At 53.2% G+C, this 23,179-nt stretch carries 20 protein-coding genes and 2 other annotated features; of the genes, 11 read left to right on the top strand and 9 right to left on the bottom strand.

The annotated features are described in order from the left end of the window. Positions 1-69: 69 nt before the first annotated feature. The gene (gene shc, locus CF651_RS29230; RefSeq protein WP_094018394.1) at positions 70-1,959 is read right to left on the bottom strand and encodes a squalene--hopene cyclase; all 1,890 of its coding nucleotides are present in this window, start codon (positions 1,957-1,959) and stop codon (positions 70-72) included. A gap of 309 nt (positions 1,960-2,268) precedes the next feature. Between shc and CF651_RS29225 the strand changes: the two genes are divergently transcribed. Both CF651_RS29225 and CF651_RS29220 read left to right on the top strand, forming a co-directional pair. Beyond that, entirely contained in the window at positions 2,269-3,225 is a 957-nt protein-coding gene (locus tag CF651_RS29225; protein WP_094018393.1) for a D-2-hydroxyacid dehydrogenase family protein, read from the top strand. 30 nt (positions 3,226-3,255) lie between these two features. After that, on the top strand, positions 3,256-4,182 hold the full coding sequence (locus CF651_RS29220) for a DMT family transporter (RefSeq protein ID WP_094018392.1): 927 nt from the start codon (positions 3,256-3,258) through the stop codon (positions 4,180-4,182). Here the strand turns inward: CF651_RS29220 and CF651_RS32550 are convergent. Both CF651_RS32550 and CF651_RS29215 read right to left on the bottom strand, forming a co-directional pair. Beyond that, positions 4,179-4,352, bottom strand: coding sequence for a hypothetical protein (locus tag CF651_RS32550; RefSeq protein WP_179233051.1), 174 nt, complete (start codon positions 4,350-4,352; stop codon positions 4,179-4,181). The two genes, CF651_RS29220 and CF651_RS32550, sit on opposite strands and share 4 nt — an antisense overlap. A 150-nt stretch (positions 4,353-4,502) precedes the next feature. Continuing rightward, positions 4,503-6,080: an LTA synthase family protein gene (locus CF651_RS29215; protein WP_094018391.1), complete on the bottom strand. Its 1,578-nt coding sequence runs from the start codon at positions 6,078-6,080 to the stop codon at positions 4,503-4,505. 225 nt (positions 6,081-6,305) lie between these two features. On the opposite strand from CF651_RS29215, the gene CF651_RS29210 reads away from it, so the two are divergent. Both CF651_RS29210 and CF651_RS29205 read left to right on the top strand, forming a co-directional pair. Then, positions 6,306-8,063 carry an ABC transporter ATP-binding protein gene (locus CF651_RS29210; protein WP_094018390.1) on the top strand — a complete coding sequence of 586 codons (1,758 nt, stop codon included), beginning with the start codon at positions 6,306-6,308 and terminating at the stop codon, positions 8,061-8,063. Beyond that, positions 8,060-9,841 (top strand): ABC transporter ATP-binding protein, encoded by a 1,782-nt coding sequence (locus CF651_RS29205; protein WP_094018389.1) that lies wholly within the window; start codon positions 8,060-8,062, stop codon positions 9,839-9,841. The genes CF651_RS29210 and CF651_RS29205 overlap by 4 nt, the downstream gene beginning before the upstream one ends. A gap of 106 nt (positions 9,842-9,947) precedes the next feature. Here CF651_RS29205 and CF651_RS29200 read toward each other — a convergent pair whose 3' ends face one another. Then, positions 9,948-10,796 carry a helix-turn-helix transcriptional regulator gene (locus tag CF651_RS29200; protein ID WP_094018388.1) on the bottom strand — a complete coding sequence of 283 codons (849 nt, stop codon included), beginning with the start codon at positions 10,794-10,796 and terminating at the stop codon, positions 9,948-9,950. 127 nt (positions 10,797-10,923) lie between these two features. Beyond that, complete coding sequence (locus tag CF651_RS29195) at positions 10,924-11,805, bottom strand: LysR family transcriptional regulator (RefSeq protein WP_094018387.1); 882 nt, start codon at positions 11,803-11,805, stop codon at positions 10,924-10,926. A gap of 145 nt (positions 11,806-11,950) precedes the next feature. On the opposite strand from CF651_RS29195, the gene CF651_RS29190 reads away from it, so the two are divergent. Together CF651_RS29190 and CF651_RS29185 are read left to right on the top strand one after the other, a co-directional pair. Continuing rightward, a complete protein-coding gene (locus CF651_RS29190) occupies positions 11,951-13,228 on the top strand; it encodes an adenylosuccinate synthase (protein WP_094018386.1) in 1,278 nt (425 codons plus the stop codon). A gap of 52 nt (positions 13,229-13,280) precedes the next feature. Continuing rightward, positions 13,281-13,703, top strand: coding sequence for an SRPBCC family protein (locus CF651_RS29185; RefSeq protein WP_179233050.1), 423 nt, complete (start codon positions 13,281-13,283; stop codon positions 13,701-13,703). Positions 13,704-13,721: 18 nt separating this feature from the next. Further along, positions 13,722-13,939, top strand: a binding site (T-box leader). Positions 13,940-14,042: 103 nt separating this feature from the next. Here CF651_RS29185 and CF651_RS29180 read toward each other — a convergent pair. Next, positions 14,043-14,789: a GTP pyrophosphokinase gene (locus CF651_RS29180; RefSeq protein WP_179233049.1), complete on the bottom strand. Its 747-nt coding sequence runs from the start codon at positions 14,787-14,789 to the stop codon at positions 14,043-14,045. 199 nt (positions 14,790-14,988) lie between these two features. Continuing rightward, positions 14,989-15,242: a binding site (T-box leader), on the top strand. A gap of 50 nt (positions 15,243-15,292) precedes the next feature. On the opposite strand from CF651_RS29180, the gene ileS reads away from it, so the two are divergent. Together ileS and CF651_RS29170 are read left to right on the top strand one after the other, a co-directional pair. Beyond that, a complete protein-coding gene (gene ileS / locus CF651_RS29175) occupies positions 15,293-18,376 on the top strand; it encodes an isoleucine--tRNA ligase (protein ID WP_094018384.1) in 3,084 nt (1,027 codons plus the stop codon). Positions 18,377-18,438: 62 nt separating this feature from the next. Further along, positions 18,439-18,735 (top strand): DUF6509 family protein, encoded by a 297-nt coding sequence (locus tag CF651_RS29170; RefSeq protein WP_094018383.1) that lies wholly within the window; start codon positions 18,439-18,441, stop codon positions 18,733-18,735. Between the two features lie 163 nt (positions 18,736-18,898). On the opposite strand, the gene CF651_RS32545 is transcribed toward CF651_RS29170, so the two are convergent. Beyond that, positions 18,899-19,072 carry a hypothetical protein gene (locus tag CF651_RS32545; protein WP_179233048.1) on the bottom strand — a complete coding sequence of 58 codons (174 nt, stop codon included), beginning with the start codon at positions 19,070-19,072 and terminating at the stop codon, positions 18,899-18,901. Positions 19,073-19,096: 24 nt separating this feature from the next. Further along, positions 19,097-19,306 (bottom strand): DUF2536 family protein, encoded by a 210-nt coding sequence (locus tag CF651_RS29165; protein WP_094018382.1) that lies wholly within the window; start codon positions 19,304-19,306, stop codon positions 19,097-19,099. Positions 19,307-19,500: 194 nt separating this feature from the next. On the opposite strand from CF651_RS29165, the gene CF651_RS29160 reads away from it, so the two are divergent. From CF651_RS29160 to CF651_RS29150, 3 genes are all read left to right on the top strand, one after another. Continuing rightward, the gene (locus tag CF651_RS29160; RefSeq protein WP_094018381.1) at positions 19,501-20,043 is read left to right on the top strand and encodes a DUF1697 domain-containing protein; all 543 of its coding nucleotides are present in this window, start codon (positions 19,501-19,503) and stop codon (positions 20,041-20,043) included. Between the two features lie 325 nt (positions 20,044-20,368). Further along, positions 20,369-20,719, top strand: coding sequence for a YciI family protein (locus CF651_RS29155; RefSeq protein WP_094018380.1), 351 nt, complete (start codon positions 20,369-20,371; stop codon positions 20,717-20,719). 20 nt (positions 20,720-20,739) lie between these two features. Beyond that, the gene (locus CF651_RS29150) at positions 20,740-21,948 is read left to right on the top strand and encodes an RNA polymerase sigma factor (protein ID WP_245856204.1); all 1,209 of its coding nucleotides are present in this window, start codon (positions 20,740-20,742) and stop codon (positions 21,946-21,948) included. Positions 21,949-22,117: 169 nt separating this feature from the next. On the opposite strand, the gene CF651_RS29145 is transcribed toward CF651_RS29150, so the two are convergent. Continuing rightward, complete coding sequence (locus tag CF651_RS29145; protein WP_094018379.1) at positions 22,118-23,047, bottom strand: DMT family transporter; 930 nt, start codon at positions 23,045-23,047, stop codon at positions 22,118-22,120. Between the last annotated feature and the right edge of the window lie 132 nt (positions 23,048-23,179).

The following is a 23,179-nucleotide window of genomic DNA, read 5'->3' as shown; positions in this document are numbered from 1 at the left end:
CCTATACGGAAAAAGGGACACTTCAAGCCGGTCAGGACGGCTGCGAAGCCTCCCTTTTTTTGCGCGGCTTTACCCGTACTTATTCCGGTAATGGCTAAGTGTAAGCAGCGGCCAAATCAGGCGGTAGCTATGATAATGACTGTAAAAGATGCCGGGAAGTCCGGCCCCTGTCGGGTACGTGCTCTTCCAATCGTCCTCATGCAGGAGACGGATGAGTCTCTGTATGCCCAGATCGATCGGCGGAGTTGATGAAGCATGGACCGCGATGAGAGCGTCTAATGCCCATGCCGTTTGCGAAGGGGTGCTGTGCCCAAGAGAAACATATCGCATCAGCCTGTCGCTGCTGCATGATTCCCCCCAGCCTCCATCGCCGTTCTGGATACTTAAGAGCCAGCGGACCGCTTTCCTTACGGTCGGGTGCTCGCCTTCAATCCCTACAGCACGCAGCCCCGTTAAGGCTGCCCAGGTGCCGTAAATGTAACAAACGCCCCAGCGGCCGTACCAGGATCCGTCCTCTTCCTGACGGTTGATTAACCAATCGGCGGCCGAGCGAATAAACCGCTGCTGCTGGTTGAGACCGGCGCAATGACCCAGAAAATCCAAGGTCCGGCCGGTTAAATCGGCGGATGAAGGATCGATTGCCGCTGCTTTGGCCCCGTCGATCGGCAGCCAGGTCAGAAGCTCAAGATCGGTGTCCTTCTCGAAGGAGGGCCAACCGCCATCGTCGTTTTGCATCGAGATAACCCAATTCACCCCCCGGTTCCATTCCTCGCGATAAGACGGCTCCGATCTGAGCAGAGGCTTGATGGCCCTTAATGCAGCAGTCGTATCATCCACATCCGGGTTCATGGTGTTCGTCTCGGAGAAGCCCCAGCCCCCTGGCACGGGATTGGGATTATGGACGGTCCAGTCGCCTAATGTCCGCTGCTGCTTCGGGATAAGGTAGCCGGCTGCGCTTCGAATCGCCGGATGCTCTGCGCTTAGTCCCGCCTCCTGCAGGGCATGGGACAGCAGGGCTGTATCCCAAACCGGTGAAGGTGAGTTTTGTAAAAAAAGCTTTCCGTCAGATGAGCACAGCATGCCCTTCAAGCCTTGAACCGCCTGGGTAATGACAGAATGCCTTTTATCATAGCCGAGAGCGAGCAGGGCGTAGATCATGAGAAAGGTCGAGGTGGCATAGCTGTAAAGGGTACCGTCCGCTTCCCGCCTATCCAGCATATATCGCTCCGCTTCCTGCGTTGCCGCCTTATGGAGCTGCAGAGGCAGACCGCTCAGCCTGCCAATCCCGTTTTTCATTTTGTGCAGCAGATCTTGCAGCCCGCGGGAAGGGGGCTCGGGATCATCCCAGCCTTCAGGACGACCGCCCGCCAATTCGGATAAATCGGGCAGCTCCTGTACTGAAACAACATATTTTCGATCGGCCAGGAGAAGCATGGGAGCAAGATGCACCCGTGCATAGCCGGAAAAGTCCCAAAAGCTGACCGGAGCCGAAGGGGGGAGCAGCAGTAATTCAATCGGGATGAGCAGGGAGGAGGGCCATGGATATTGGCCGGTCACTGCCAGAAAAATTTTTGTCAGCACAGCACGGACCTTCCGCAGGCCGCCCTTGGACAAGATGAACTGCTTGGCTTTTTGCATGGACAAATCGTCTCGGCTGCTGTATCCGCTGCATAGCAGTGCATAATAAGCATCGACCGTGGTCGAGAGACTGCCCTCCTTCTCATCGTGAAATACTTTCCAGGACCCGTCTGCCTGCTGTTCGTTAAGAATACGTGCATGCAGTCTCCGGATCAAGGATTCATCGTTCATATCGAGCACCCGCAGGGTAATGATCATATAGGCGTCCGTCAAGATTCCGTTCTCAAAGCAAAAGCGCCAAGACCCGTCAGACTGCTGCAGCTTCAGCAGGTTTTCCGTCATCTGACGGATTGCGTGACTTACTTCATCCATCCCTTGCATCAGCTTTCATCCCCCGCTCCCTCGATACTTGGCATTGAATCCTCCGCCTATGGATAAGGAGGTTCTTTTGCCAGCGTGTTCTCCATGTTATACTATTCTCGAAATGCCGGCCCTAGTCGGCTTAACGAAACCGAACGAACAATTCCGGCGAAGGTGAGGCGGATCGGACCGGATGAACCGTTGTAGAGCGGCTCAGCAGCGATGGGAAGAAGGCTCCGTCTTGGCAGAGATGCAAATTCACCGGATTCCCAAAGGTGAGAACGGGGAAGCAGCTCAAACTTGCTTATACATATGAAGGAGGATGGCTGAATGAAGCTGCGATGTGCGGTTCTGGATGATTATCAAAAGGCAGCGCGAACGATAGCCGACTGGTCCGTTATTTCGGATCAAGTTGAGGTGGATGTCTTTCACGAGCATATGGAAGAGGAGGACGAGCTCGTCCAAGCGCTTGAAGGCTATGAGATTCTGGTGATTATGCGTGAGCGCACACCGTTTCGCGCGTCGCTCCTAGCCCGGTTGCCCCGGTTGAAGCTGCTCGTGACCACAGGGATGCGCAATGCCTCCGTCGATACACAGGCTGCCGCCGACCGCGGCATCGTTGTATGCGGGACGGGCGGGCTGGCTACCCCGACAGTAGAGCTGACCTGGGCTTTGATTCTTGGGCTTGCCCGCAATATCGTTTGGGAGCATGCTGCGGTGAAAAACAATGGGCCGTGGCAGAGCACGCTCGGTACCGATCTTTCCGGCAAAAGGCTCGGTCTGCTGGGACTTGGGAAGCTGGGCAGCCGCGTGGCGCAAATCGGCTTGGCCTTCGGCATGGAGGTCGTCGCATGGAGCCAGAATTTGACCCGGGAACGGACGGATGAGGTGGGCGTTCAGCTTGCAGCCTCCAAGGAAGAGCTGCTTGCGAGCAGTGATTTCGTATCGATCCATTTGGTGCTTAGCGATCGGACAAGAGGACTCATCGGTGCGGAAGAGCTGAAACATATGCGGCCTACTGCGTTTTTGATAAATACGTCACGAGCCCCCATCATCGATCAGCAAGCGCTGGAGGAGGCGGTAGCCAACCGCTGGATCGCAGGAGCCGGCATCGATGTGTATGAAGTGGAGCCGCTCCCGGAGGGGCATGTATTCCGGTCTCTGCCTCATGTGCTCACAACCCCTCATCTCGGTTATGTGACGGAGGACAATTACCGGACATTTTATCGGGATGCGGTGGAGGATATCCAGGCTTTTCTGGCGGGTCAGCCGATTCGGAGGCTATAACCAATTTGCATACATCAAGGAGTGACTCGCATGCTGCGTAATTCATCTTACGCTTTACTTATTATCGCCACATGTATATGGGGGGGCAATTTCGTTGCCGGCAAAGTGCTCGTGAGCCATATGCCGCCGATTACGCTGGCCGCACTGCGATGGTGCATTGCTTTTGCAGGTCTGGCCCTATTTTACGGAAAGGAAGCCTTGCGCCTGCGCTCTAAGGTGCGAAAGCACTGGAAAATGATCAGCTTTCTCTCTATCACCGGTGTGGCTGGGTTCAACACATTAACCTATGTGGCGGTCCAGTATACGGGATCGATCAATGCTTCGCTTATGAATTCGGCGACACCGATTATGGTCGTTGTGCTATCCTGGGTCATGTTAAAAGAAAGGCTGGCCTGGAGGGCCATCCCCGGGATTGTCGTGTCTATGGCGGGGGTCGCCTGGATTATCGGCCGGGGCAGTATGGATGCGCTCCTCAGCCTATCGTTCAATAAAGGCGATCTGTGGATGCTGTTGGCCGTGTTGTGCTGGGCAATGTATTCCGTCGGCATGAAAAGGGCGGCCGGGCTGTTTCCGGCCAGTCCCTTTTTGCTGGTGCAGGTGGGCTTCGCGCTGGTGCTTATGATTCCGCTCTCCGCAATGGAGCTCTTTACGGTTGGGAAACCGGTTGAATGGAGTTTTCCCGTGGCGGCAGGTCTGCTGTATATCGGTTTGTTCGCCTCCATCGTGGCGTTCCTGTCCTGGAATCGCGCGATAGAGCTGGCCGGACCGCAGCGTTGTGCGGGCTTCCTTAATTTCATTCCGATGTTCAGCACCATCTTCGCAATGAGCTTTACAGGCGAAAGGTTTCATTTGTATCATCTGCTCGGTATTGTATTCATCGTGGCCGGCGTCTATTTCACCCAGCGCACCTTGAGGAAACAGACAACCGGCAATCCCGAAACGCCGGCCAAAAGCTAAAACCGCTCGGTCAGCCGGATCGGTCTTTGAATTTCAGCATAGTTTTCTTCGATATCCCGTTCAATCGATTCCAGCAAATGCAAAGCCTCTTTTTGCTTCTTGGTATCCTCGATCGATTGGACTAACAAGGTTTGAAGATATTCCAGTCTCGTCTTTGTAACGAATCTCATCGTTTATCCCTCAGATCTGCATAATGAACGTGTATTCTACAAAATTCGCAGCCGGCGCTGTATTTCAGGCTTACTCCTTGTATATCCAGAAACAGACAGTAAAAAACCAACCCCAAGCTCTTAAGCGGCTCAGGGTTGGTTCGTATGCTTTTATTTTTCTTTTTTATCCTTAATCTGGAGCGGGTAAGGTGGGGATTGACCCAGCACGTTGTACTTCTCGTCGACGACTCTTACATCCAGCTGCAGATTGCCTGGCCCCATCATCATTTCTTTAGGCAAGGAAGCCGTTAACGTCTCCTCATTATGCCATTCCGTCTGCAGCGGCTTTCCATCCGCAAACACCACACTTGCAATGCCGTACCGGCCACCCTTTACCGTCAGGGTGACGGATTTTTTCAAATCGGCGACCAGTCCGCCTTCGCCTGCCTGGAGGTGATCCGGAGCTACGGAGCGGATCGCAGGATCGCCATATCCCGATATGAAATTCGGATCCTTGCCGATCGGGGGCTTAACCGGTTCCGCGGAATCGCCCACGCCGAACAAGATTTGCTGCTGCCGCTGCTCGTACTCGGTCAAATCCGCCTCCCGAATGTGGTAAGCCTCATAATAGGCTTTAGGCGGAATGACCGGAATTTTCCGGGACAGCTCATGGAGGAAATCGGTGTAAGTGCTTCCTTTCCTTTGGGCCAGCTCAAGAACATAAGGGCTCAGGAAGGAAGGGCTGATCTGCAGCGAGTCCTTGCCATGATTCAAATAGTTGTCCCAGACCAGAACCGGGGTACGGTGCATTTTTTCCAGATAGTCGGGATCGTCCTCTCCGCTAATATATTTGCTTTCACGGTAAACGAACTCCTTCTCCAGCGAAGGGAGATGATCTCCGAAAAAGACGAGAATGGTCGGTTCCTTCACTCGACTGTAGTGCTCTACAAGCTCTTGCAGCATCGCATCCGCACCGTTGGCGCCTTGTGCATAGGTTTCGAGAATGCCAAGCGCTTCCCCGGACATATTGCCCTTAATATCAATCGTATTTTTCTTGAATTTGTTCGGCCAATAATGATAGTGATTTTCCATGGTATTGGCAAAAATAAAATCCGAGCCCGTACTGCGTTCACTCTCTTCTATGATTCGCTTGGCCACGGCATGATCCCCGATGTAGGGGCCGACATATTCATTCGGGTTGAAATATTCAAAGCTGATAAAGCGTGAAAAGCCAAAGTGCCGATATACGTTGGAACTGTCGAAATACCAGTTGTAAAAAGGGCTGATCGCCGTAGAGGTGTAGCCCTGCCGTGCCAAAATGCTTGCCATGGAGTCTACATCATGCTTAATGAACTCCTCGTAAGCAATCGAGTCCTCCGGCAGAAACCGCATCGAATTGCCGGTCAGCACCTCCAGCTCTACGTTGGCTGTGCCGCCGCCGAATTGCGGAGAAAGCATCCAGCCGTTCGTATACTTTTGCTGAAGAGCATGGAAGGTTGGAATCGGATCCCGGCTGAACGTGAGCCCTGGAATGACGGTCGGATCCCAGAAGGCTTCACTGAGAACGACGATAATATTCGGATCGCGCTTCAGCTCTTCGCTGGTCCAGGAAGCGGCAGGGGCAGTATCCAGCTGCAGCGGGGTGCGGGCGATTTCGTCTCCCGTCGAGGAGGCACGGAGAAGCACGAAGATAGCGCCTGCGGTCAGAAATAAGGCGAAGCGGATGAGATAAATGAAACGAAACGGCATGGACACGGCTCCTATTATCAATAATTGCTCCTATTATAGCATGGACAGGCCAAGGCAGACACGCTCTTTTGGAAGCGATACCAGAAGGGATGGTTATATTTGAAAAATCCATTGACGTGCGTCGGGCGATCTACTAAAGTTACTTTTACACGGTTTTTTCCAAGGTTAGATAGGATTTTCCATAGTAGTGATCGGAGGATATGGAATCGAGGGGGGGATACATCCATGAAGAAGAGCCGGAAAATTCCGGTGCAGGAATACACCGTACTGCTGAAAAGCTACCTTCGTCCGCTTCGCAAAGCGATCACCGGATTATCCGCGCTGCTCATTCTCGGTATTGTGATGCAGCTCGTCAATCCGCAAATTATTCGTTATTTCATCGATACGGCCCAGACCCAGGCAACGACCGCGCCACTTATGTATGCGGCGGTTTTGTTTATTGTCGTCTCGCTGCTACAGCAGGGCGTTAACCTGGCCGCTACCTATATCGGGGAAAACGTCGGTTGGATCGCGACCAACAAGCTGCGCGGCGATGTGGCCGCTCATTGTATGAAGCTGGATATGTCCTTTCACAAGTCGCATACGTCCGGCGCCATTATTGAGCGGGTGGATGGGGACATTAACAATTTGGCTAATTTCTTCTCGAATTTCGTCGTTACGCTGCTGAGCAATCTGCTGCTGGTCGCCGGCATGCTGGTGCTGTTGTTCCGCGAGGGCTGGCTGATCGGCACAGGCATGACGCTGTTCGTCGTGCTGGCGATGCTCGCCATTCAGCATATCCGCAAGTATGCGGTACCCCATTGGGGGAATCTGCGGCAGATGAGCTCCAAATTTTACGGCTTCCTCGGTGAGCATTTGGAAGGGACCGAGGACACCAGGGCAAACGGGGCTACCGGGTTCGTAATGTACCGGTTTTATCAGCTCATTCGCGAATGGATGCCGATCCGGATCAAAGCTTTTCTCGGCTGGGCCTCGATGTGGATTACGACACTGGTCGTATTCACGATTGGCAATGCAGTCGCCTTCGCGCTGAGCGCTTATTTGTGGAAGCAGGGCTCCATTACGATCGGAACGGTTTACATGATTTTTTATTATACGGAGCTGATGTCCAAACCGATTGAGAAAATCCGTACACAAATGGAGGATTTGCAAAAAGCGGACGCGAGCATTATCCGGATTCGCGAGCTGCTGCAAACCGAATCGGCGATCCTGGACGGGATCGGGCAGCCGATTCCCCAGGGGCCGCTGTCCGTAACATTCGATAAGGTGGAGTTCGGCTACGAGGAGGACAGCACGACGCTGCATGGCATCGATTTTCACCTGCAGCGCGGCAAGGTGCTGGGAGTATTGGGACGCACCGGAAGCGGCAAAACAACGCTGGCCCGGCTGCTGCTCCGCTTCTACGATCCGCGCGAAGGCGGCATCTTGCTCGAGCAGGTGGACCTCCGCGCAGCGACGCTCAAGGATTTGAGGAGCCGGGTTGGGCTGGTCACGCAAAACATTGAAATTTTCCAGGGGACCGTCAGAGATAATCTGACTTTTTTCCGTGACGACATTCCGGACTCCCGCATGATTGGCGTGATGGAGGAGCTTGGTCTGGGGGAATGGTATCATTCCCTGCCGCACGGGCTGGACAGCGAGCTGGAATCCGGCGGAGGCGGTGTATCGGCAGGAGAGGCGCAGCTGCTCTCGTTTGCCCGGGTGTTCCTGTCGGACCCCGGACTTGTTATTATGGATGAAGCCTCATCCCGTCTGGACCCGGCGACGGAGCAAAAGATCGAGAAGGCGATCAGCCGATTGCTCGTCAACCGTACCTGCATTGTGATCGCCCACCGGCTGTCGACGATCCAGAGAGCGGATGAAATTCTCATTCTGGAGCAGGGGCGTGTCATTGAGCATGGGGACAGGACGCGTTTAGCCGTCGACAGCCGGTCCCGGTATTATCAAATGCTTCAGGTCGGAATGGAGGAGATGCTGGCGTGAGTACGTTTACTTTCCTGTGGCGTCTGATGCGCTACCGGCCGGCCCTTTATGTAGTGAATGCATTGGCCTGGACTCTGATCTATCTGGCCCCGATCGCCCCGGGCTGGATCACGAAGCAATTTTTCGATACGCTGTCCGGTGAGGCCGTTTATAGCTTCAGTATAGGTACGTTGATCATTCTGCTTATTGCATCTGCTCTTGGGCGGGCGATGCTGATCGTGATGGGCTTTATTACGGATGTCCAGTTCCGGTTTCGGATCGGGGGGCTGCTGCGGAGAAACCTGCTGCAGCACATATTGAAGGAGCCCGGAGCCAAGGCGATTCCTTGTTCCCCCGGAGAGGCGATCAGCAGCTTCCGCGACGATGTAGACCAAGTGGAGGAAACGATCAGCTGGTCGGTGGATGCGTTTGGCATGACCTGCTTCGCGCTGGTATCATTTACGATTTTATACCGGATTAACGCATCCATGACGATGTGGGTGTTCGTACCGCTTGTTATCGTAGTAACGATTGCACAGCTTTCTACGACATGGCTGCAAAAATACCGCGCCGCCAGCCGGGAAGCGACGAGTCAGGTGACCGGCGCGATCAGTGAAATGTTCAGCACCGTGCAGTCGATTCAGGTGGCCGGAGCGGAGGATCGGGTCATTGACCGCTTCCGCAAGCTGAATGACAACCGCCGTCAAGCGATGCTGAAGGACCAGCTGCTGACGCAAATGCTCGATGCGGTGTTTTCCAATACGGTGAACATCGGCACCGGCTTTATCTTACTGCTGGCAGCGCAATCGATGCGGGACGGCAGCTTCTCTGTAGGCGATTTTGCCTTGTTCGTGTACTATTTGACCTTCGTCACCCAGTTCATTCAAAATTTCGGAAAGTTTTTGACCTATTTCAAACAAAGCACCGTTGCCAAGGTGAGGCTGGCCGAATTGCTGCAGGGCACGGATGATACGAGGATGGTAGAGCCTCATCCGCTGTACCTGAGATCGGAGCCTCCTGCCGGTCTGGCGTCCTCAGTGACGCCGTCCGAGCAAAGTAGGCTGAAGCGGCTGGACGTACAGGGTCTTACCTACCGGTACCCGGAGACGGGGAGAGGGATCGAGGATATTTCGCTTCACATCCCGAAAGGCTCCTTCACGGTCATAACCGGACGTATCGGCTCCGGAAAGACGACACTGGTCCGGACACTGCTCGGTCTGCTGCCGCCGGAGCGGGGCGACATCTACTGGAATGGCGAGCGGGTGGGAGCGCCGAGCGATTTCTTCGTCCCGCCGCATAGCGCTTATACGCCGCAGGTGCCGCGGCTCTACAGCGATACGCTGCGCAATAATATTTTGCTCGGTATCGATAGCGAGACCGCAGACAGCAGACTGCAAGCCGCAGTCCATTCCGCTGTGCTCGAGCGGGACATCGGCCTGCTCCAGCACGGCCTGGATACTGTCATCGGCCCGCGCGGCGTGAAGCTGTCCGGAGGGCAAGCCCAGCGTACCGCGGCAGCCCGCATGTTCGTCCGCGACGCGGAGCTGCTCGTGTTCGATGACTTGTCCAGTGCGCTGGACGTCGAAACCGAGCGCAAGCTGTGGGAGCGCATCTATGAGCAGCGGCAGGCGACGTGCCTGGTCATTTCACACCGCAAAACGGCGCTGGCCCATGCCGACCATATCGTCGTGCTGAAGGACGGGCGGATTGAAGCGGAGGGAACGCTTGAGGAGCTGCTTGAGACAAGCGAAGAGCTGCGGCACTTGTGGTACCACACCGAGGACGCCGGGAATTCATAAGATATTCAATTTGTTAGCCATACCATGCAAAAAGCCGACTTCCCATTGGATGGGGAAGCGGCTTTTTCGTGTTGTTATTTCCCGGGGAATCACTTGGGTCCGAGCCTTATGAAACGGCGGCGGTGCCAAGCAGCTTCCTCATCTTGTTCTCCGTCTCCGAGTCGGGCAGCGGTGTATAGACACAGCAGCGCAAATCGGCATGTGCATACACCTGGAAGGAAGTAATCTCGAAGCGCATTTTGCCTTCTTGAGGGTGTCTGAACTCTCGTATCGTTTTGGGAGCGGAAGGGATGTCGCTATGCTCCCAAAGACTGTGAAATTGGGGATGAATTCTTCCGCAATGCTCCACGAATTCCGAATACCAAGGGTCCCCTTTATATTGACTGTAGTAGTTTCGTAATATAGCTACAAAATCCTGCGCAAAGTCTTCCCAGTTGACTACAAGCTCGCGCAGCTCCCGCTTCATGAACGATAGCCAGACAATGTTACGCTCCTCCGTGCTTAGCGGGCCGATCGGACCCAGCATGGCTCCTGCGGCCTGATTCCAGCCCACAATATTGCATCTGCGGTCAGCAATGAAGGCAGGGCAGGGATTCAAATAATCGAGAATACGCTGCAGTGTAGGGTGGATCTTGGGCGGACGCTCGGCAAAAATTTCAGCCGTTTGCGGATTGGCCAGCAGGAACAGGTAGCTTCGCTGCTCCGGGTTCAGCTGAAGGGCTGTCGCTACCTTCTCCAGGACTTGGGAAGAGACCTGGATGGATCGGCCTTGCTCCAGCCAGGTATACCAGGTGGTGCTCACACCTGCGATTTGTGCTACTTCCTCCCGCCGAAGACCCGGGGTTCTCCGTCTTCCTGTCACGGTAATCCCTGCGGCGGAGGGTGCTAGCCGGGTACGGGTATTTTTCAAAAATTGCCCCAATGTATGTAATCGATGCTCGTCGTTATGTACCAAGATGATGTCACTCCATTTATAGTCGTAAAAAAGATTATATGATATACCTGTTTAAATTACAATATATAATAGGATAAATAGACTTATAAAATAGCATAATTTGTTGACGGATAGCTTAAAGAGGCGATTAGGCAAGGATTTGGTCAATAAAACGTTTGGCTGCGGAAGATAGAGGCACATCCTTTAATGTGATGATGCCTACCTTTCGGGGAGGGATCGGGCGGTCCAGCTGAATTTCGAAGAGATCGGAACCGGTTGCATTCAGCTCTTTTTGCACAAAGTTTCGGATGACACAGGCTATGCCGAGACCGGTTCGGGCAAATTCTACTAACAAGTCGTTGCTGCCGAGCTCAATCTCCGGCTTTAAGGAAACCCCTTGTTCGGCTGCATAGCCGTCGATGTACGCCCGGGTGTTGCTGCCTTGCTCCAATAATATAAGAGGGTAGCCGCTTAATTCGCCAAGGGTCAAGGGCTTGCCGTTCAATTGCTTGTACCGGAGACCTGCCACAAAACAATCCTGTAGCGACGCGCTTTCGACGACCTTTAACCGGGCATCCGTGGCAGGCAGGTTAATGATGCCGAGGTCGATTTTCCCTTCCTTCAGCAATTGGATTGTCTCGGGGGAGGTTCGGTTCGTCACCTGAATTTTAATATCGGGATAGGCGCTGTGAAAGCTTTGCAAATAGGGCAGCAGGTAATGACGGCATAGGGTATCCCCAGCGCCGATTTTGATTTCGCCGGTCATCAGCTCATGCAGCTCGGCCAGCTTTCTTTCCCCGGTTGTAATAAAATTAAACGCTTGTTCGATATATTTGAACAGCACTTGACCTTCATCGGTCAGCTGAACGCCCTTGGAGGTCCGGAAAAAAAGCTGTCCGCCCAGCTGGCTTTCCAGCTGCTTAATGGAATGCGTCACTGCAGGCTGCGTAATATACAGTGCTTCAGCAGCCTTGGACAAGCTGCCGGTTTGGGCAGCAGCATAGAACACCTTATACCATTCCAGATTCATCCCCTGCACCTCTTTGTGAGTGATTTTGTTCATTTTGGTATTATTTTGGTTTATATCAGATATCAAAACGATTCATTATATTTATGGCGATACCTTGAATATAATGGATTGTGTAGGATGAATCAAGCGAAGGGGAGCGGTTCATATGGGAATTACGGCTATTGTCGGCGCCAATTGGGGAGACGAAGGGAAGGGGAAAATGACGGACGTGCTCGCGGCCGAAGCCGATTATGTTGTCCGGTATCAAGGAGGCAGCAATGCGGGGCACACAATCATTAATGAATATGGTAAATTCGCACTTCACCTGTTACCATCGGGCGTATTTTACCCAAGTGTTACGAATGTGATCGGGCCGGGGACGGCGCTGAATCCCGGCGATTTTTTGCGGGAGTGGGACGCATTGCTGTCCAGAGGCATACCGAAGCCTAAGCTTCACATTTCGGATAGGGCTCAAGTTGTGCTTCCGTACCATCTCCAATTGGATGCATTCGAGGAGGAGCGTCTCGGTGAGAGGAAATTCGGGTCCACGAAGTCAGGGATCGCCCCTTTTTATGCGGACAAATACAGCAAGCAGGGTATTCAGGTCGCGGACCTGTACGACACGCAGCGCTTAAGGAACAGGCTGGAAGCATCACTTGCGTCCAAGAATGTGTTGTTCGAGCATTTGTACAAGAAACCGGTAGTGCAAGCGGATGACATGATGGAGGAGCTGGCAGTCTATGCGGAGCGGCTGAAGTCTTTCGTCTGCGATACGACGCAGCTGCTGCACGGTGCGCTCAAGAAAGGAGAACGGGTGCTGGTGGAAGGTCAATTAGGCGCTCTGCGCGATCCGGACCACGGCATTTATCCTTATTCGACCTCCTCTTCCACATTGGCAGGCTTTGCAGCGGTGGGCGCAGGTGTTCCTCCGTATGAGATCGGGCGTGTGGTAGCTGTGGTAAAAGCTTATTCCAGTTGTGTGGGCGCAGGCCCTTTTGTGACAGAGCTCGACGGACCGGAAGCCGAGGAGCTTAGACGACGCGGAGGCGATGCCGGAGAATATGGCGTCAAGACGGGACGTCCGCGCCGGGTGGGGTGGTTCGACGCCGTTGCAACCCGATATGGCTGCAGCCTGCAGGGGGCAACGGAAATTGCGCTCACCAACTTGGATGTACTGGGATATGTGGATGAAATCCCCGTTTGCACGGCCTACCGGTTGGAGGGGGAGCAAACGAATCAATTCCCTGTATCTGCCGAGCTGGAGGGAGCCCAACCGGTGTGGGAGCGCTTGCCCGGCTGGAGGTCGGATATTTCCCATATACGCACCTTTGCCGAGCTTCCCAAGGAGGCGCAGGATTACGTGAAGCGTGTAGAGCAATTAGCGGAATGTCCGATTCGGTATATTTCGGTGGGGCCTGGAAGGGAACAGATGATCGAGAGATAAGAAATGTGGTAATCTATTCCTATACTGTTTCATGGGGAGTGTGATTGCCGCAATGGAAACAAAAGTGACTGGTCAAACCCAATCCGCAGGCTTTCAGATTGGTGTCAGGAGGACCTTGCCGATTACGAGAGAGCAGGCTTGGGCTTACGTTACATCGGCGGATGGCATCCGACAATGGCTGGGAGAGGGAGCGGAGCTCCATTTTGAACCAAAGTATCGCTATAGGACCGGCTCAGGTGCCGAGGGAGAGGTACGGGTGGTTAAGCCGCAGCAGCAGCTCCGTTTAACTTGGCAAAAGCCCGGCTGGGCTAAGCCCTCGACGATTCAAATTCGGCTCATAGAGAATGGCAGCGGCAAAACAACGGTAAGCTTTCATCAAGAGAACCTGGCGGATGCGACGGCTAGAGAAGCAATGAAGCAGCATTGGGAAGAAGTTTTGCAGCATATGTTGAATCATACCAATAATGGGGTATAATAGGTGAAAATGAACTGCTAAATATCGATGATTGGGACAGTAGTTATGCACCAGAGTGACAGCGAGCCGGGGGTGGTGGGAGCCGGTACCTGGGCATGGATGAAGCGGACCCATGAGATGGCCTTCTGAATGCAGTAGGAAGGTCCGGCTGAAGACCGTTATCTTATAAGGGGTCAAACCGCATGGTTTGGCAACAAGAGTGGTACCGCGAGTGCTTATAAGCCTTCGTCTCTTTATAGAGATGAGGGCTTTTATTATTTTAAAAACCTGCAAGCCGGAGATGGCTTGCAGGTCTTTTTGCATGGATGAATGAGCTTGTACACTTGGTTCTTTGAAGGCTTATGTTTCTTCCACGCCGCTCATCAGACGAACCAAGGCTTCGGGAATCGGGAACTGCTGATTGCTCAAGCTGATTCGCTTCAGCTCCTCTTCTCTTTCCTCCATTTGGCTTTCCTTGATTTCGCTGATTTCCTTGTGGAGACGTTCCATCTGGCGGTCTAATGCAGCCGCGGATTCGGAGGCTTCCTTAAGCTCCTGCAGGAGATGGGAAGGGATCTCCCGATTGTATTTGTAATAAATTTTATGCTCGAGGCTTGCCCAGAAATCCATCGCAATCGTGCGGATCTGCACTTCGATACACACATTCTCCTGCCGGTCGGACATGTACACCGGAATTTCTATGATCAAATGAAGACTTTGGTAGCCGTTCGGCTTGGGGCTTTGAATATAATCCTTGACCTCGCATATTTTCAAATCGCTTTGCGCCCGCAGCATATCGGCAATCCGGTAAATATCCGAGATGAACGAGCACGTAATCCGCATCCCGGCTATATCTTTGATTTCCGAGCGAATGCCTTCAAGCGAAATGTCGCACCCTTTTTTATACATTTTCTTCAAAATGCTTTCCGGTGATTTGAGCCGGGATTTGGTATGCTCGATTGGGTTATAGTCGTGAAAAAATTGAAATTCTTCCTTCAAAATTTCAATTTTCGTTTCGAATGCATCCAATGCAAACTTGTAATCCATCAGAAACCTGGTAATTTCATTCTTAAACTTGCGGAATTGCTCCATGGGAAGCATGTTCACCGTTCCAATCCTCCTTGTTGAGGCAGGTTCCTCATTCAGTTCCTACCTCAAAGCATAAACCATCCGTGAAGCACAAAGCAAATGTTGGAGGGAAATCGATGGATATCCCCTTAAGCCCGGAGCCTAGCTGAAAATCGGATAAAGGTTTGACAACATTTCGAAAAAGTTGTATATATTGAATTAATTGAATCCTCTCATCCGAAATTCATTGACGAGAAAGAGTAGGTTCATTCCTTGATCCCCAGAGAGTCGGTGCCTTGCTGAAAGCCGATGTTCAAGAATGAGTTGAAAATCCTCTCCGAGAAGGAATGCTGAAGACTTGAGTAAGCTGACCCGGGATCCCGCCGTTACAAGGGCCGCGTATGTTGGTACGCAGAAAGGAGTGTCATGGAGCTCTGAGCGCTTGCTTCATGGAACAAGGGTGGTATCGCGAGAAGACATCTCGTCCCTTAGGGGGCGGGATTTTTTTGTTTTACAATCATTGAATCGAAAGGGTGACACGTATGAATAAAGTCGATGTTAAAGAAAAAGCAAGAGCCCGGGAGCTGCGCATACTGGAGCAATGGAAGCTTAACGATACCTTCCGGCAGTCCATTGAACACCGGCACAATAAGCCGAATTTCGTATTTTATGAAGGGCCGCCGACCGCCAATGGCAAACCGCATATCGGCCATATGCTTGGGAGGGTCATCAAGGATTTCATCGGGCGCTACAAAACGATGGCCGGCTACCGGGTTGTCCGCAAGGCCGGGTGGGATACGCACGGCTTGCCTGTAGAGCTGGGGGTAGAGAAGAAGCTGGGCATTTCCGGCAAGCAGGAGATCGAAAGCTACGGTGTAGCCGAGTTTGTGGAGCAGTGCAAAAGCAGTGTGTTCGAATACGAGAAGCAGTGGCGCGAGTTAACCGAGGCGATCGGGTATTGGACCGATATGGATGATCCTTATATCACCTTGACGAATGATTACATCGAGAGCGTATGGCATATTTTATCGGTCATTCATGAAAAAGGACTGCTGTACAAAGGACATCGCGTCAGTCCGTACTGTCCGTGCTGCCAGACGACGTTAAGCTCGCATGAGGTCGCTCAAGGCTATGAGGATGTCAAGGATTTAAGTGCCACGGTCAAGTTCAAGAGCAAAGAGGGTGCGTATACGTTTCTTGCATGGACAACGACGCCTTGGACGCTTCCGGCCAATGTCGCACTTGCGGTGAACAAGGATTTGGAATATGTCAAGGTGAAGCAGGATGGAGAAGTTTATGTTGTTGCCAAGCAGCTGGCGGATCAAGTATTCAAAGGCGAGTATGAGGTGGTATCCAGCCATAAAGGCTCCGAGTTTGTCGGGACGGCGTATGAGCCGCCGTTCGGTTATATTGCTGTCAAGCGCGGGCATTGGGTTGTCGATGCCGATTACGTAAGCGACAGCAGCGGTACGGGGATCGTCCACATTGCTCCGGCCCACGGGGAAGACGATTACCGTACGACACGCGAGCATCAGCTGGACTTCGTGAATGTGGTTGACGGTTCGGGCAAGTACATGGAAGTCATCGCCGACTTTGCCGGGCGATTCGTCAAGGATTGCGATGTCGATATTATCAAAAGCTTGTCCGAACGCGGGCTGCTCTTTGCCAAAGAGCGTTATGAGCACAGCTATCCGTTCTGCTGGCGCTGCAAATCCCCGCTGCTGTACTATGCAATGGAGAGCTGGTTCATCCAGACGACGGCCGTCAAGGAGCAGCTGATTGCGAACAACAGCCGGGTGGACTGGTACCCTGGGCATATTCGGGAAGGCCGGTTCGGCAAATTTCTGGAAGATTTGGTCGATTGGAATATAAGCCGGAACCGTTACTGGGGAACGCCGCTGAATTTGTGGATCTGCGGCGATTGCGGAGCCGAAGCGGCGCCGGGCAGCCGGCAGGAGTTGTTCGATCGGGCTGTTGGGCCTGTAGCCCCGGATTTGGAGCTGCACAAGCCGTACGTGGACGAAGTGAAGCTGCGGTGCAGCTGCGGAGGAAAGATGGAGCGTACGCCTGAGGTTATCGACGTCTGGTTCGACAGCGGTTCGATGCCACTCGCTCAATACCACCATCCGTTCGGAGACGAACGGAAGTTCCAGGAGCAGTATCCTGCGGACATGATCTGCGAAGGCATCGACCAGACGAGAGGCTGGTTCTTCAGCCTGCTGGCGGTTTCCACGCTGTATAACGGGCAGCTGCCTTATAAAGCGGTCATCTCGACCGGGCATATTCTGGATGAGAACGGACAGAAAATGTCCAAGAGCAAAGGAAATGTGATCGATCCCTGGGATATTCTTGCCGAATTCGGTGCGGATGCGGCCCGGTGGGCTCTGTTGTCCGACAGCGCGCCTTGGAACAGCAAGCGGTTCTCCAAGCAGATCGTGGCTGAGGCCAAATCCAAGGTTATCGATACGATTCATAATACGCATGCCTTCTATACGCTGTATGCTTTGATTGACCAATATAAGCCGGAACTGCATCCGGAGCGGGTTTCCAAGAATGAGCTGGACCGCTGGATCGTATCCCGTTTGAACAGCACGCTGCAGCAGGTCATCAAGGGGCTGGAAGCGAACGATTTCTTGAATCCGGCCAAGCAGATCGAGGCTTTCGTTGACGAGTTGAGCAATTGGTATATCCGCCGTTCCCGGGACCGCTTCTGGGGTCACGACATGACGGAGGACAAAGCGTCCGCCTATCAAACACTGCGTCAGGTCCTGATGACACTGGCACGAATGATGGCTCCATATGCCCCGTTTTTGGCGGAGGATCTGTACGGCAATCTGGGTGGTGAAGGAAGCGTCCATTTGACGGATTATCCTCAGGCCCGACTGGATTTGATCGATCCCGTGCTGGAGAACGATATGGAGCATGCGCGGCAAATTGTCGAGCTGGCACGCAATATCCGTAACGATACGGCGATCAAAACCCGCCAGCCTTTGTCCGAGCTGATCGTGTCCAGTGATAAAGAGCTTCATTTGGACCGCTTCGGCGAGCTGATCAAGGATGAGATCAATGTTAAAGAGCTTCGCGTGGAGACGGGCGGCAGCCAATTTACCGATTACAGTCTCAAGCTGAATTTGAAGGTAGCCGGTAAAAAGTACGGCAAATTTGTCGGTGCGATTCAGCAGGTATTAAAGCAGCTATCCCCTGAGCAGGCGAGAGGAGCCGTTGACAACGGTTCATTGGAAATCTCGCTGGATGGCGGTGAGCGGCTCAGCCTGCTGTTGGAAGAGCTTCTTGTGGAGAAGCAGGCAAAGCAGGGCTATGCTTCTGCGGCAGGTTACCAGCTTACAGTTACGCTGAATACGGAAATTACCGAAAAGCTGGAGCAGGAGGGCATCGTCCGTGAAATCATTCGCGCGGTGCAGGATTACCGCAAAAAGCTGAACCTGCCGATTGAACAGCGTGTCCATTTGACTCTCGATGTATCTGAGGCGATGGAGCATGCGTTGAAGCGGTTCGATGACTTGTTTCAGCAAAGTGTTTTGTTGTCCAGCGTCCGGTTTGCCAAACTGGACGGGATGGAGCGGATTCCGCTAGGGGATACCACGATCGGGCTGCATATTGAATAGCGGGAGCGAGCTTTTCTTCCCGGACATTTGATGTATAATAATAATTTAGAAAGGATGATGACATGTTAACCATTACCGGTTACAGCGTGGAATTCATAAAAGATCCATTCGGCATTTTGGCCGGGAAACGCTATGAATTTTTGCTGGATATAGAAGTACCCGATGACGATGAGCTGTACTCCGAGAGCGGATTGTATATACGGGTCATTTACCTTGTAGAAGAGGGACGCACAGGAATCGTCAAGTACGAGCTTTACGAGCGTAACAAGGATCAGTATCTTGACTTCGATCTGGAAGAGGAAGAGCTGCAGCTGGTCGATGCTTTCTGCAAGGAGCATGTTCAAGAAGCCGAGGCCTAGGCTGAAGCGAATCCGCCCGATAAGACGGGGGACTGAATAAAAGAAGCCGATCATCCCGGGATGATCGGCTTTTTGTGCGCTTGCCGGATAGACAGCCATGACTCTTGGCCGGATTGAATCAACGGCTGCCCTCTCTCAAGAGGGGGAGCGCCCTTCAACCTGACTACACTAACCGGTAATCGTCGATCTTGGCTCCGTCTTCCCATACCTCCAGGAACAGCGCATCACAATCGTCGAAGTCCGCTGTGGTCAGGGCGAGCACTTTTGGCTCGTCGTCGCTGACGAATACGTTCTCCATTTCTTCTTCTCTTAGAGCAAGGACAACATAAATTTTCATGGGTTACTGCCTCCAGACGTGTATTCACTTTTTGATTTTATAATGGACAAGGGCCGTGTACAGCATTTTATTCGCATGGGGGTCGAATGTGACCTGATGCTGGACGGCGTGAATATCCAGAAGCAAGGCCTTGTTCATCTCCATTTGGGCCTCGATTTTACGTTCGAGCGTCTTCAGATCATAAGCTTCGAAAAACTCGACCTTCGTCTCGATTTTATCTACGATGAATTCCAATTGTAATCCCCCTTCTCGGTTCAATATCGAAACTGCACTCTTTATTATACATACAATTCGGACTCAAGCCACAGGTACAGCCTGTTCGGAAAGCTATTTTCCAACAATCTCCACTTATGTTACGATGGAATGGTGTGTATCCAGGGCGAGCGGTGAAATCATAGTCGAGCCTAAAACGGGGGTAGCTTATTTATATGGCAGTTTACATAGCCTTACTGCGCGGTATTAATGTGAGCGGGCAAAAATTGATCAAAATGGACCGGCTCCAACGCTTATTCGAAGCGCTGTCATTTCAACGGGTTCGCACGTACATCCAAAGCGGCAATGTCGTGTTCGAGGCGGAGGGGCAGAGTACGGAATCGCTCAGTGCAAAGCTCCAGCAGCAAATCGGTCAGGAGTTCGGGTTTGACGTGCCGGTCATTGTAAGAACGGCCGATGAGCTCGAGGCCGTGCTGGAGCGTAATCCGTTTGAAGAGGAAGTGAAGAAGGGGGAGGGAAAGCTGTATGTGACTTTATTGGCGGACCTGCCTCAGGCGGAAGCCGTTGCTGCGTTGGAGTCCCTTCAGACGGAGGTGGATTCGTTTCGCGTCATCGGCCGTGAGGTGTACATCCTGTGCAGGGAAAGTTACGGCAAGTCGCAGTTTTCCAACAACTTTCTGGAAAAGAAGCTGAAGCTGGCGGCCACCACCCGGAACTGGGCGACCATGAACAAGCTGGTCCAAATGGGACGAGGCTGAGGATTAGAACGAGCAACGGTGGGGATTCGACCGACCGCCGTGCAGAGCGACAACACGTACCTGGGATTCGCGTTGCGTTGTAAAAGGGAGGCTGGATCTTATCCGGCGGGACGCCCGCAATGTGGGATTCGTTCATTCCGGTATACAACGATAGAGGGTCAACTGATTAAGGGTCAACTGATTATGGGTTTACAGATTGTCTTGAGCTGCGTCATCTGACGTTTAAAAAATAGTTTCGCATGATGTAGAAATGCATCGAGCCAAATCGTCTTTATAGTGAAGACATGAAGCAACCCCATTATGAATGTTGAGAGGAGCAATAACGATGAATTACACACTGCTAATGTACGAATCGACGGAGGATTTCGCCAAACGAATCGATCCGATTCACAAGGAGGCATATGTCGCAAGCTGGAAACATTATGTCACAGCGATGATTAATTCCGGCATTGTGATAAGCACCGCAGGTCTCCAGTCCCCGGAGACGGGGACCACGCTCAGCCGGAAGGGCGGGGAATTGCTGGTTCAGGATGGCCCGATCACCGAAACCAAGGAGCATATTGGTGGCTTGGCCATCATCGACGTGCCAGATTTAGACACCGCATTGGAGTGGGCGGCACGTTGTCCCGGCAGCTCGGTTGAGGTCCGCCCTACCTTGTATCCGATTTCGAAATGAGTGCCATGCATGCTCACCAAATGATTGAACAGACGGTCCGTGATTCTTACGGCCGTCTGGTTGCGTTTCTGGCTGTGTGCTGGCGTGACCCGGCTGCAGCGGAGGATGCGCTTGCGGACGCTTTCCTGGCTGCGCTGGAATCATGGCCTGCGACCGGAGTGCCCGATCATCCCGAGTCCTGGCTGCTCACTGCTGCCCAGCGCCGGCTGATCGACGGTACCCGGCATGCCCGCGTGCATGCCGGTGCGGAGCAGACTTTGATCGCAATGGCGAAAAATATGCAGCAATGGGCCGGACTTGAAGCGTCATTTCCGGATGAGCGGCTCAAGATGCTGTTTATTTGCGCCCATCCCGATATTGATCCAGCCGTGCGCACACCGCTCATGCTCCAGTCGGTGCTTGGCCTTGACGCAGCCCGCATTGCTTCTGCCTTCGTTGTTAAGCCTGCAACGATGGGACAGCGTCTTACCCGCGCGAAGGCGAAACTAAAAAGCGACGACATTACATTCGACTTGCCCGGCAAGGACGAATGGCCGGAGCGCCTTAACGCGGTGCTTGAAGCCGTCTATGCAGCCTATGGAAGCGGCTGGGACGATATTGCCGGCGTCGATCCGCGCCGGAAGGGGCTGACCGAAGAAGCGATTTTCCTGGGAAGGCTGATCGTGCGATTCATGCCGGGGGAACCGGAAGCGCTGGGCTTGCTGGCTCTTATGCTGCATTGCGAAGCGCGCCGCCAGGCGCGGCGCGATGAGGCAGGCGGCTATGTGCCCATATCCGAGCAGGATCATTCGCGTTGGTCGATCGGGATGATCGAGGAAGCGGAGCATTGCCTTCGCACTGCCGCTCAAGGGAACCGCATCGGTCGGTTCCAGCTTGAAGCGGCGATTCAATCCGTGCATGCGCAGCGTGCCTGGACTGGCCGTACGGAATGGGAAGGGATCGCGCTGCTATACGAGGGGCTGGTAGGCATCGCTCCAACGATCGGCGCTATCGTAGGCCGAGCGGCAGCCATTGCCGAAGCGCGCGGCGCCGAAATCGGGATGGCGCTGTTGGATGAAATACCGGCAGAATCGGTGAAGAGCTATCAGCCTTATTGGGCGCTGAGCGCCCATTTGCTCAAGAGGATGAAGAGGTTCGAGCAGGCCCGTGCCGCCTACAGCCGGGCTACCGGATTGTGCATGGATCCATCCATTCGAGCATTTCTGGAGAAGCAATCCAGTGAATGTTAGTTGCTTTGTTTGGCAGACTTGTTCAGACAACGGCAGTTCAAACTTTATTTTCACAGAACCTTATGCTGATGCGCATTTGGACCTAGTATCGAAGGAAGTGTTAAATATCAAAAGCAGCCCGGTCATGGGCTGCTTTTGTGTATATGAAGCGGGATACCTTAAAGCTTCGTTATTTCGATGCCACGATGCCTTGCTGTACTGCCGCTGGCCGCTTCGGTTTCGTCCCGATCACGATCCCGACCGTTGTCAGGACAAATGCCAGCAAATGAATCCAGCGAATGTGCTCGTGAAGGAACAGGACGGCTCCGACCATGCTGGCAAACGGCATGCCGTTAATAAACATAGCGGTCCTGTTCGCCCCGAGCAGCTTAATGCCGTGGTTCCAACCCAGGGTGCCGAGGGAAGAGGCAATCCAGGCCGACATCAGCATGACGATCCAGCCGAGCGCGTTAAAATGAATCTGGCTGTAAGCCGACGGACCATATTGAAAAAAGGCGCCGATATTCAGCATAACGCCCCCGATAAGAGTCGAATAAGCCGTGATGACAAGCGTCGGTATGCTGGTACCCGAAATGGCTTTAATCAGCAACCCGCCAACAACGTATGCCAGCATGGATAGGAGCATGATCAGGTCACCCCAGCCGGACATTTCAATGGCGGCATCCGACGAGCCGGACAGCACGACGATGACGACACCGGAGAAGCCGGCCATGATGCCGAGAAACAGGCGCCAGGTCATTTTTTCCCCGACGAACAAAGCAGCAAGCAGAGCGGTCGTCAGCGGGTTCAAGCCAAGAATAAGTGAAGCATTCGTAGCGGTCGTCGTTACAACGCCGGAGGCGAGGAACAGCTGGTGAAAGAAGATCGAGGTGATCCCGATCAAGGTGAGCAGCAGCCACTGCTTTCCTGTCGGCTTATACCAGCCATATTTACGCAGAGCGAAGGGCAGCAGCGCCAGTCCGGCAAGCGGCATGCGAACCGCAGCAACCAGAAAAGGCGGTGCCGTTTGGGTCAAATATTTGACCATCACAATATTTAGTCCCCAGGAGGCGACGACAAAGGCAAGAATGAGGTAAATCCAACGGGTTGATTTGTCCACAAGGGCAGCTCCAATCTGGTTGAGTGTTTCTTTTGGCTATGGATCAGGTTGAGCGCTATATTGTTCACGTTCACACCCATGTTCTATTAAAACACAGAACGGCGTTCAGGGGAACGGTTGGTTTGAATTGAC

The sequence above is a fragment of the Paenibacillus rigui genome (genome assembly GCF_002234615.1).
GTDB lineage: Bacteria > Bacillota > Bacilli > Paenibacillales > NBRC-103111 > Paenibacillus_S > Paenibacillus_S rigui.
This window is presented reverse-complemented; position numbering and strand designations above follow the sequence as displayed.